Source organism: Saccharopolyspora sp. NPDC002578, assembly GCF_053592695.1.
In genome coordinates this window covers 1-10,132 of the sequence record NZ_JBSFWJ010000122.1, presented here as the reverse complement: position 1 = coordinate 10,132, position 10,132 = coordinate 1, and the positions used below count along the sequence as shown (strand labels likewise).

10 protein-coding genes are annotated in these 10,132 nt (G+C 71.4%); 1 reads left to right on the top strand and 9 read right to left on the bottom strand.

The window, feature by feature from the left end; translation table 11 throughout:
• Positions 1-276: 276 nt before the first annotated feature.
• The 6 genes from lgt to ACWD38_RS29275 all read right to left on the bottom strand — a co-directional run bounded on the left by lgt (position 277) and on the right by ACWD38_RS29275 (position 7,182).
• On the bottom strand, positions 277-1,395 hold the full coding sequence (gene lgt, locus ACWD38_RS29300; protein ID WP_184481233.1) for a prolipoprotein diacylglyceryl transferase: 1,119 nt from the start codon (positions 1,393-1,395) through the stop codon (positions 277-279).
• A gap of 250 nt (positions 1,396-1,645) precedes the next feature.
• Positions 1,646-2,440, bottom strand: coding sequence for a tryptophan synthase subunit alpha (gene trpA / locus ACWD38_RS29295; RefSeq protein ID WP_184481235.1), 795 nt, complete (start codon positions 2,438-2,440; stop codon positions 1,646-1,648).
• Entirely contained in the window at positions 2,437-3,738 is a 1,302-nt protein-coding gene (gene trpB / locus ACWD38_RS29290; protein WP_221315895.1) for a tryptophan synthase subunit beta, read from the bottom strand. Before trpB ends, trpA begins: the two co-directional genes overlap by 4 nt.
• Positions 3,739-3,913: 175 nt before the next feature.
• On the bottom strand, positions 3,914-4,726 hold the full coding sequence (gene trpC, locus ACWD38_RS29285) for an indole-3-glycerol phosphate synthase TrpC (protein WP_184481237.1): 813 nt from the start codon (positions 4,724-4,726) through the stop codon (positions 3,914-3,916).
• A gap of 279 nt (positions 4,727-5,005) precedes the next feature.
• Positions 5,006-5,608, bottom strand: coding sequence for a Trp biosynthesis-associated membrane protein (locus ACWD38_RS29280; RefSeq protein WP_450125357.1), 603 nt, complete (start codon positions 5,606-5,608; stop codon positions 5,006-5,008).
• The gene (locus tag ACWD38_RS29275) at positions 5,605-7,182 is read right to left on the bottom strand and encodes an anthranilate synthase component I (RefSeq protein WP_184481241.1); all 1,578 of its coding nucleotides are present in this window, start codon (positions 7,180-7,182) and stop codon (positions 5,605-5,607) included. Before ACWD38_RS29275 ends, ACWD38_RS29280 begins: the two co-directional genes overlap by 4 nt.
• Positions 7,183-7,289: 107 nt before the next feature.
• Between ACWD38_RS29275 and ACWD38_RS29270 the strand changes: the two genes are divergently transcribed.
• Positions 7,290-7,907 carry a TetR/AcrR family transcriptional regulator gene (locus ACWD38_RS29270; protein WP_450125356.1) on the top strand — a complete coding sequence of 206 codons (618 nt, stop codon included), beginning with the start codon at positions 7,290-7,292 and terminating at the stop codon, positions 7,905-7,907.
• 89 nt (positions 7,908-7,996) lie between these two features.
• On the opposite strand, the gene hisI is transcribed toward ACWD38_RS29270, so the two are convergent.
• From hisI to priA, 3 genes are all read right to left on the bottom strand, one after another.
• A complete protein-coding gene (gene hisI, locus ACWD38_RS29265) occupies positions 7,997-8,350 on the bottom strand; it encodes a phosphoribosyl-AMP cyclohydrolase (RefSeq protein WP_450125355.1) in 354 nt (117 codons plus the stop codon).
• A complete protein-coding gene (gene hisF / locus ACWD38_RS29260; RefSeq protein ID WP_184481247.1) occupies positions 8,347-9,120 on the bottom strand; it encodes an imidazole glycerol phosphate synthase subunit HisF in 774 nt (257 codons plus the stop codon). Before hisF ends, hisI begins: the two co-directional genes overlap by 4 nt.
• An 85-nt stretch (positions 9,121-9,205) precedes the next feature.
• Complete coding sequence (gene priA, locus ACWD38_RS29255) at positions 9,206-9,937, bottom strand: bifunctional 1-(5-phosphoribosyl)-5-((5-phosphoribosylamino)methylideneamino)imidazole-4-carboxamide isomerase/phosphoribosylanthranilate isomerase PriA (RefSeq protein ID WP_184481250.1); 732 nt, start codon at positions 9,935-9,937, stop codon at positions 9,206-9,208.
• Positions 9,938-10,132: the final 195 nt, after the last annotated feature.

Genomic DNA, 10,132 nt, shown 5'->3' with positions numbered 1-10,132 from the left:
AGGTGTCTTCTCGCTGCGGGATCTTTTTCCCAAGTGGCTCCGCCACGAGGGAAAAAGCTGTCCTCGCGAGAAGACACCTGAGAACCCGCCGGTGGGCGGCTTCTTGACGTGGGCTATTCGCTGCGCGAATACAGGCACGGCCTTCGGCCGCGAGGCAGGACTTGCTTCGCTCGTTCGGCTGCACGGCCTTCAGCCGCTCGCGCCTGGGGCGTATCGCGCAAAACGGCCGTGCCTCCGGGGTTCGGTGGCACGGCCGTCTTGCGGCTCGGCGGAGGGCTACTTGTCCTCGGTCTCGTCCGGCTTCTTGTCGGTGACCGCCGTGGCCGAGGCCTGCTTCGGGCGCTCGTCCGCAGCGGAGTCCTCCCGCTCCGGCGGGTCCGGGTCGGCTTCGGCCTTCGACGCGCCGGACCCCGAGGGGCGGTCGTCCTCGGTGGCGGAAGCCGTCCCGCCGGACTCGCCGTCGGCGGGCGGCTCCACGCCGTAGTCGTCGTCGCCGGGCAGGGGTTTGCCGCGCAGCGACGCCGGGTCTTCCCTCTTGCCGCGCACCACCAGCAGGTAGATCACGGCCAGCGCGAACACGATCAACGAGGTGAACACGTTGATGCGGATGCCCAGCAGGTGCGTGGCCTCGTCGGTGCGCATCATCTCGATCCACACCCGGCCCGCCGTGTAGCCCGCGACGTAGAGCGCGAACACCCGGCCACGGCCCATCCGGAACTTCCGGTCCGCCCACACGATCAGCACGGCCACCAGCAGGTTCCACAGCAGCTCGTACAGGAACGTTGGATGCACCACCGCGAGCGGCGCGGCCTGGTCGATGGCGTGCCCGTAGATCTGGTCCGCCATGCCCGTCTCCGGGTCGATGCGCCGGTAGATCTCCAAGCCCCACGGCACCGTCGTCGGGCTGCCGTAGAGCTCCTGGTTGAACCAGTTCCCCAACCGGCCCATGGCCTGCGCCGTGACCAGCGCCGGAGCGATCGCGTCGGCGAACGCCGCCAGCGGCACCCCGCGCCTGCGGCAGCCGATCCAGGCGCCGACCGCGCCCAGCGCGACCGCGCCCCAGATGCCGAGGCCGCCCTCCCAGACCTTCAGCGCGTCCAGCGGATCGCGCCCCGGACCGAAGTACTTGTACCAGTCCGTCGCGACGTGGTAGAGCCGTCCGCCGACCAGGCCGAACGGCACGGCGAACACCGCGATGTCGGTGACCAGGCCCTTGCGGCCACCGCGCGCCTGCCAGCGCCGATCACCCCACAGGATCGCCACGACGATCCCGGCGATGATGCACAGCGCGTACGCGCGCAACGGCACCGGGCCGATCTGCCAGACCCCTTGCGGAGGGCTGGGAATGTTCGCCAGGAACGAGGTCGCCGAGGCAGCGAGGTTGTGCGCGCTCACGCGCCCACCGTATCGGTCCCCATCGGACGTTCCGAGTGCTGGGGCTTTCCCGGGGAGATCTGCGCTGGTGGTCGGGTGGCGGAACCTCAGTCGTCTTCTCGCTGCGGGATCTTTTTCCCAAGTGGCTCCGCCACGAGGGAAAAAGCCGTCCTCGCGAGAAGACGACCGAGAACCCGCTGCTGGTCGGCTTGCGTGCGTGGTCGCTGCTCAGCGGCTTCGCCGCTGACAGGACAACCGCCTACCGCCGTGGTCAGCGGGAGCGGACGCCTCGGCCCAGCTCGGCGGCGAGCTCGCGGACGCCGTCGACGCCCTCTCGTTCGGCGCGGTCGATGAAGGCCGAGCCGACGATGACGCCGTCGGCGAACTTCGCGACCTCCGCGGCCTGCTCGCCGGAACGGACCCCGAGGCCCACGCCGATCGGCAGGTCCGTGTGCGCGCGCGTGCGCCGGACCAGGCTCTCCGCCTTGTCGCCGACGGTGGCGCGAGCACCCGTCACGCCCATCACCGAGGTGGCGTAGACGAAACCGGAACTGGCCTTCGCCGTCATCGCCAGCCGCTGCTCCGTGGACGACGGGGCGACCAGGAAGATCCGGTCCACGCCGTGCGCGTCGGAGGCGGCCATCCAGTCGTCGGCCTCGTCCGGGACGAGGTCCGGGGTGATCACCCCGAGGCCGCCCGCCGCCTTCAGGTCGCGGGCGAACGCGTCCGGGCCGTACTGGTGCACCGGGTTCCAGTAGGTCATCACGACCGCGTGCCTGCCCGCCTCGGCGACCGAGGACACCACGTCGAACAGGTCCCGGATGCGGAACCCCGCGCGCAGCGCCACGTCCCCCGCGGCCTGGATGGTCGGACCGTCGATGACCGGGTCGGAGTAAGGGACGCCGACCTCGACGATGTCGCAGCCCGGCGCGTCGTCGGTGCCGCCGAGCATCCCCGCCAGCAGCTCCTGCGAACCCGCCACCGTGGGATACCCCGCGGGCAGGTAGCCGACCAGCGCGGCGCGGTCCTCGTCGCGGCAGGCCGCGAACACCTCGTGCAGGCTCACCGGGCCGCCTCCCCCACTGCGTCGTCCGCGACGGTCTCGCCGGACTCGTCGACGAGGCCGAAGTACTTCGCGGCCGTGTCCATGTCCTTGTCGCCCCGGCCCGACAGGCTCACCAGCAACGTGGCGTCCGGGCCGAGTTCCTTGCCGAGCTCCAGCGCGCCCGCGAGGGCATGCGCGGACTCGATGGCCGGGATGATGCCCTCGGTGCGGGAGAGCAGCTTGAACGCCTGCATCGCCTCGTCGTCGGTGACGGCGCGGTACTCGGCGCGGCCGGCGTCCTTGAGGTACGAGTGCTCCGGCCCCACGCCGGGATAGTCCAGGCCCGCCGAGATCGAATAGGCCTCGGTGATCTGCCCGTCGTCGTCCTGCAGCAGGTACGAGCGGGCGCCGTGCAGCGTGCCGGGCGTGCCCTTGCTCAAGGTCGCGCCGTGCTCACCGCTGTCGAGGCCGTGCCCCGCGGGCTCGTAGCCGACCAGGCGCACGCCCGGGTCGTCGATGAAGCCGTGGAAGATGCCGATGGCGTTGGAGCCGCCGCCGACGCAGGCGACCACCGCGTCCGGCAGGCCGCCGAACTTCTCGAGGGACTGCTCGCGCGCCTCCTCGCCGATGATCTTGTGGAAGTTGCGCACCATCACCGGGAACGGGTGCGCCCCGGCGGCCGTGCCCAGCAGGTAATGGGTGTCCTCGACGCTGGCGACCCAGTCCCGCAGCGCCTCGTTGATCGCGTCCTTGAGCGTCGCCGAACCGTTCGCGACGGGGCGGACCTCCGCGCCGAGCAACCGCATCCGCGCCACGTTCAACGCCTGGCGCTCGGTGTCGACCTTGCCCATGTAGATCACGCAGTCGAGGTCGAGCAGCGCGCAGGCCGTCGCGGTCGCCACGCCGTGCTGACCGGCACCGGTCTCGGCGATGACGCGCTTCTTGCCCATCCGCTTGACCAGCAGCGCCTGCCCCAGCACGTTGTTGATCTTGTGTGAGCCGGTGTGGTTCAAATCCTCGCGCTTGAGCAGAATCCGCGCCCCGCCCGCGTGCTCGCCGAACCGCTTCGCCTCCGTGAGCAGCGACGGGCGCCCCGCGTAGTCCCGCAGCAGCCGCGCCAGCTCGTCGGTGAACTCCGGGTCGAGCTGCGCCTTCTCGTACTCAGCGGTCAGCTCGTCCTGCGCCGCGATCAACGCCTCCGGCATGAACCGGCCGCCGTAAGGACCGAAATGGCCCCGCTCATCCGGATCATGCCCTTCGGGCACCGGACGGCCCGGCCGATGCGCGCGATCGTGCTGCGCGTCGTGCACCGTCGCCATCAGGGTCACCTCTCCAATCGTCCTCAGAACCCGGAACACCGGCCGAATCGCCGGTACCAGGTGACACCCGCACCCCCCGCAACGCCGGGCAGGCACGTACACCACCGCGCACCTCGGGTTCCCGAAACCGGCGCCCCGACACCGGCGGAACCGGGATCGGGGCGCGGAACGGAACTCAGCGGCTGGGGCGCGGGCACGCCGGGTGCGACCCGGCGGTCACCAGCTGAGTCACCGCGACCCGCGGGTTCTCACTGGTCACCAAGCCCTCACCGACGAGCACGGCGTCCGCACCGGAACCCGCGTACGCCATCAGGTCGCTCGGGCCGCGCACACCGGACTCGGCCACCTTGAGCACGTCCGGCGGCAGTCCCGGCGCGATCCGCCCGAACACCTCCCGGTCCACGTCCAAGGTGTGCAGGTTGCGCGCGTTGATCCCGATGACCTTCGCCCCCGCCTCCAGCGCACGGTCCGCCTCCTCGGCGGTGTGCACCTCGATGAGGGCCGTCATGCCCAGCGACTCGACCCGGTCCAGCAGGGCCTCCAGCGCGTTCTGCTCCAGCGCTGCCACGATCAGCAGCACCATGTCCGCGCCGTGCGCGCGAGCCTCGTGCACCTGGTACGGGCTGACGATGAAGTCCTTGCGCAGCAGCGGCGTGCCCCCGACCTTGGCGCGCACGTCGTCGAAGTCCGCCAGCGAACCGCCGAAGCGGCGCTGCTCGGTCAGCACGCTGATCACCCGCGCGCCCGCCGCCGCGTAGTCCGCGGCCAGGTCGGCGGGCTCGCCGATCTCAGCGAGCTCGCCCTTGGAAGGGCTGCGCCGCTTGACCTCGGCGATGACGCCGACACCGGGCGCGCGCAGCGCCGCCAGCGCGTCGTGCGGCGGTGGTGCCGCGGCCGACCGCTGCTTGATCTCGTCGAACGGAACGGCGGACTCGCGGACAGCCATGTCCTCGCGAACGCCCTCGATGATGGATTCCAGAACGCTCACTCGAACACCTCGTCACGCGTGCCCCGAACACTCGCCCGCAGGTCTCGAAAACCGTCTTCCGCGCAGAACAACTCAAAGCGCTCGATCACGACACTCCCCTTCCCGCCGTGCCGTTCGCATGGCCGATGCTAACCCCGTGCGGTGCGGCCTCTCGCCAAGGGGTCGGTACAACGTCCCTGCACAGCAAGGACCTTCGTCCCTTGCCAGGTCCGATCGCGGGACCCCCCGCCACCACCCGGATGTACCCGGCCTGGTGCCGGGACCACGGTAGGTGCGGCGCTATCGCTCATCCGTCGGGTCCGCTCCCTCGTCCAGGGCATCCCAGAGCCTTTTGTCCGGATCCGCCGACTTCGGCCGTTCCGCGCCCGGAGCGGAGTACTTCGCGCCCATCGCGGGCAACCGGCTCGCCCGCCACGCCACCAGCAGCCCCGCGACGAACAGCGCCAGCGCCGCCAGCAGCATCAGCAGCGGCCCGTACGGCGCCCGCGACAACTCCCCGACGGGCTCGCTGCCGCCGGGCACGTCCGTCGGGACGTACCCCGACGAGGCACCGAACTGCCAGGTCACCGCCCGCCACGCCAGCAGCACCCCGCCCAGCAGGGTCAGCGCGCCGATGATCCGGCGCAGCCAGCCACCCGTCGCCAGCACCGCCGCCACCGCCGTCAGCGCCGCCAACGCCAGCGGCACCAGCTCCGGGCGCACCGCCGCCCCCGTCGCCGCGGACTCGACGTCCCCGGAGAACGGGGTGCGGTACGGCCGGGACACCCAGTTCAGGGCGCTCGCCCACCACAGCAGCCCCGCGCTCCCCACCAGCAGCAGGATCACCGACCACAGCAGCCGCGGTGACGTCGTGCGCGGCTCGGCCGCCTCCGGGGCGGTCAAACCCGCTCCTGCACGCCCGGCCGCGCCACCGGCTCCTCCGCCGCCGCCGGCGGGCGCAACGTCTGCGCCGTCGCGATCGCGTTGAGCACGGCCTTCGCCTTGTTCAGCGTCTCCTGGTCCTCCGCCACCGGATCCGAATCGGCGACGATGCCGCCGCCCGCCTGCACGTACGCCACTCCGTCGCGCACCAGCGCGGTGCGGATCGCGATGGCCGTGTCGGCGTCCCCGGCGAAGTCCAGGTACCCCACCACCCCGCCGTACTGGGCGCGGCGCGTCGGCTCCAGCTCCTCGATCAGCTCCAGCGCCCGCGGCTTCGGCGCCCCCGACAACGTGCCCGCCGGGAAGCACGCCGTGACCGCGTCGAACGCGGTGCGGTCCTCCCCGAGGGTGCCGGTGACCGTGGAGACCAGGTGCATCACGTGGCTGTAGCGCTCGATGCGGAAGAACTCCACCACGTGCACCGAACCGGGGCGGCACACCCGGCCCAAGTCGTTGCGGCCCAGGTCGACGAGCATCAAGTGCTCGGCCCGCTCCTTCTCGTCGTTGCTGAGCTCCTTCTCCAGCCGCGCGTCCTCGTCCTCGTCGGCGCCGCGCCAGCGGGTGCCCGCGATGGGATGCGTCGTCGCCTGCCCGTCGCGGACCGTCACCAGCGACTCCGGGCTGGACCCGACGATGTCGAACGGCGGGCCTCCCTCCGGGTCCGCCATCCGCAGCAGGTACATGTACGGGCTGGGGTTGGTGGTGCGCAGCACGCGGTAGACGTCCAGCGCGTCGGCGCTGGTCTCCATCTCGAAGCGCTGCGAGACGACCACCTGGAACGCCTCGCCGGAACGGATGGCCTCCTTCGCCGACTCCACCGCCGCGTAGTGCTCCTGCGGGGTCCGACGGCGCGTGAAGTCCGGCGCCGGCCGGGAGAACGCGGCGACCGTCGGCTCCGACGGCGTGCACAGCCGCTCGGTCATCTCGTCGAGCCTGCGCACCGCGTCGTCGTAGGCGGCGTCCACCCGCTCCGGGCTGTCGTCCCAGTTCACCGCGTTCGCGATGAGCGTGATCGTGCCCTCGTGGTGGTCCAGCGCGGCCAAGTCGGTGGCCAGCAGCATCACCAGCTCGGGGATCTTCAAGTCGTCCTCGGTGAGCTCCGGCAGCCGCTCCAGGCGGCGCACCGCGTCATAACCGAGGTAGCCGACCATGCCCCCCGTCAACGGCGGCAGGCCCGGCAACGGATCGGTGCGCAGCAACCGCACCGTCTCCCGCAGCGCCTCCAGCGGATCGCCGCCCTCCGGCAGCCCCACCGGCGGCGTGCCCGTCCAGCACGCCTCGCCGTCGCGCACCGTCAGCGCCGCCGCGCTGCGCACCCCGACGAAGGACCAGCGCGACCAGGAACGCCCGTTCTCCGCGGACTCGAACAGGAACGTGCCCGTGCGATCACCCGCGAGCTTCCGGTACACCCCCAGCGGGGTCTCGTCGTCGGCCAGCAGCCGCCGCACCACGGGGATGACCCGCCGCCCGGCGGCGAGCTCGCGGAATTCCGTGCGGTCCGGGGTGATGCAGCCGATGTCGCCGTCGCCAACCATGCCCATCATTGTGCCGACACCGCCTCCGCCCCGTCGCAGCGGTCAGGACGCCCCGCCCACGACGGGCCTTTTTGCGACGGGCACCGGGCAGCGGCAAGGATGGCGGGGTGAGCAGCGGCACCTCCGACGACAGCGGCCCGAAGCGGCGCGGGCGCAGGCCCGGCGGGCAGGACACCCGCGCGGCCCTGATCGACGCTGCCCGCGAGGTGTTCGCCGAGTACGGCTACAACGACGCCACGGTGCGGGTCATCGCCACCCGCGCAGGCGTGGACCCGGCGATGGTCAACCACTGGTTCGGCGGCAAGGAATCCCTGTTCACCGCCGCCGTGCGTATCCCGGTGGACCCGGCTGTCCTCCTCCCGGAGCTGCTCGCCGGGGATCGGGAGAAGCTCGCCGAACGCATCCTGCACCGCTTCCTGTCGGCCTGGGACGAAGCGGGCGGCGGCGCGTTCGCCGCCTTGGTGCGCAGCGTCGCCTCCCACCGCACGGCGGTGCGGCTGCTGCGCGAGTTCGTCGCAATCGTGATCATCGACAAGCTCGCCAGGGCGTTGGACATGGACAACCCCGAACTGCGGGCCTCGCTGGCCTCCTCCCAGATCATCGGGCTGGGCATGGCGCGCTACGTGGTGGAGGTCGAACCCCTCGCCTCCGCCGACCACCGGACCATCGTCGCCACCGTCGGACCCAACCTCCAGCGCTACCTCACGGGTGACCTCGACATCTGACGGGCGCCGGAACTCGGTCCAGAACCGACGAGCCAGGCGAGCAGCGCCGCAGGGCGGCGACGGAGGCGCGGCGGCTCCACCGCGCGAAGCTACTCCGACGACGCGGCGAGCAGGACGTCCGCGTCGAAGCAGGTGTGGTCGCCGGTGTGGCAGGCGGCGCCCTCCTGGTCCACCACCAGCAGCACGGTGTCGCCGTCGCAGTCCAACCGCACCTCGTGCACGTGCTGCACGTGCCCCGACGTCTCGCCCTTCACCCAGTACGCGTTCCTGCTGCGGGAGAAGTACGTGCCGCGGCGCGTTGTGAGGGTGCGGTGCAGCGCCTCGTCGTCCATCCACGCCATCATCAGCACCTCACCGGTGCCGCGCTGCTGCGCGATAGCCGCGACCAGCCCCTCGGCGTTGCGCTTGAGCCTGCCAGCGATCGCCGGGTCGAGTTCGCTCATCGGACGGTGATCCCTTCCGCGCGCATCGCCGCCTTGACCTCGCTGATCCGCAACTGCCCGAAGTGGAACACGCTCGCCGCCAGCACCGCGTCCGCACCGGCGTGCACCGCGGGCGCGAAGTGCTCCACCGCACCGGCACCACCGCTGGCGATCAGCGGCACGTCGACGCGGGCGCGCACCGCGCGGATCAGCTCCAAGTCGAAACCGGCCTTGGTGCCGTCGGCGTCCATCGAGTTCAGCAGGATCTCGCCCACGCCGAGCTCCTGCGCCCGCTGCGCCCACTCCACCGCGCAGATGCCCGTGCCGCGCCTGCCGCCGTGCGTGGTGACCTCGAAACCGGACGCCGTCGGCCGCTCCCCCTCCGGCACCCGGCGGGCGTCGGCGGACAGCACCACGCACTGCGCGCCGAACCGGTGGGAGGACTCCCGCAGCAGCTCCGGGCGGGCGATGGCGGCCGTGTTCAAGCTGACCTTGTCCGCGCCCGCGCGCAGCAAGCGGTTGATGTCATCGGGGCTGCGCACACCGCCACCGACGGTCAGCGGGATGAACACCTGCTCCGCGGTCCGGCGCACCACGTCGAACGTCGTCTCGCGGTCCGACGACGACGCCGTCACGTCCAAGAAGGTGAGCTCGTCGGCGCTCTCCGCGTCGTAGGTCTTCGCCAGCTCGACGGGATCGCCCGCGTCGACCAGGTTCGTGAAGTTGACACCCTTGACGACCCGCCCGGCATCCACGTCCAGGCAGGGGATCACTCGCACCGCGACGCCCATGCCCCCAGGGTAGGCCGCCCGCGCGAAGCCGGGCGCACCCGGTGCGCCCGGCGGCGGAGTCGGCCACCGCCGGGCACCGGTCCGATCAGGACACGGCCGCGAGGGCCTCTTCCAACGTGAAGTTCCCCGCGTACAACGCCTTGCCGACGATGGAACCCTCCACGCCCAGCGGCGCCAATTCCGCCAACGCCCGCAGATCGTCCACACTGGACACACCGCCGGAGGCAACGACCGGCGCGTCCGTGCGGGCGCACACCTCGCGCAACAGCTCCGAATTCGGGCCCTGCAACGTGCCGTCCTTGCTCACATCCGTGACCACGTAACGACGGCACCCCGCCGCGTCCAACCGGGCCAGCACCTCCCACAGATCACCACCGTCGCGAGTCCAGCCGCGCGCGGCCAACCGGTGGCCCTGCTCCGTGATCCGCACGTCCAAACCCACCGCGACCTGATCCCCGTGCTCGGCCACGACCCGATCCGCCCACTCCGGGTCCTCCAGAGCAGCCGTGCCCAAGTTCACCCGGTCGCAGCCCGTCGCCAACGCCGCCTTCAACGACTCGTCATCGCGGATGCCGCCCGAAAGCTCCACCCGCACGTCCAGCCGCCGCACCACGTCCGCCAACAACTCCCGGTTCGAACCACGGCCGAACGCGGCGTCGAGATCCACCAAGTGGATCCACTCAGCGCCCGCGCGCTGCCAGGCCAACGCGGCCTCCCACGGATCCCCGTAGGAAGTCTCGGTACCGGCCGCACCCTGGACCAGGCGGACAGCCTGACCATCGGCCACGTCAACAGCAGGAAGAAGCGTGAAAGTCACGGCGCTTAGTCTATCGGGCCTAGTTGGGTGCGGGGTTTGGAGTCTCCCCGGCTTGACGTGGGGGTTGGGTTGTGGAGTCTCGCTCGGCTTGGCGTGGGGCGTCGGGTTTTAGAGCCTTCCCGGGTTTGGGCGTGTGGTTTCGGTGGTGCGTGGAAGGTCGGCTTGCAGGATTGCTTCCACGGCTGGTGTTGCTGG

What these genes read in the sequence shown, in the direction of transcription:
- hisF (WP_184481247.1), bottom strand. Translation starts at nt 9,120, where the DNA reads ATGGGCGTCGCGGTGCGAGTGATCCCCTGCCTGGACGTGGATGCCGGG.
- ACWD38_RS29275 (WP_184481241.1), bottom strand. Translation starts at nt 7,182, where the DNA reads ATGGTTGGCGACGGCGACATCGGCTGCATCACCCCGGACCGCACGGAA.
- hisI (WP_450125355.1), bottom strand. Translation starts at nt 8,350, where the DNA reads ATGAGCGAACTCGACCCGGCGATCGCTGGCAGGCTCAAGCGCAACGCC.
- trpB (WP_221315895.1), bottom strand. Translation starts at nt 3,738, where the DNA reads ATGGCGACGGTGCACGACGCGCAGCACGATCGCGCGCATCGGCCGGGC.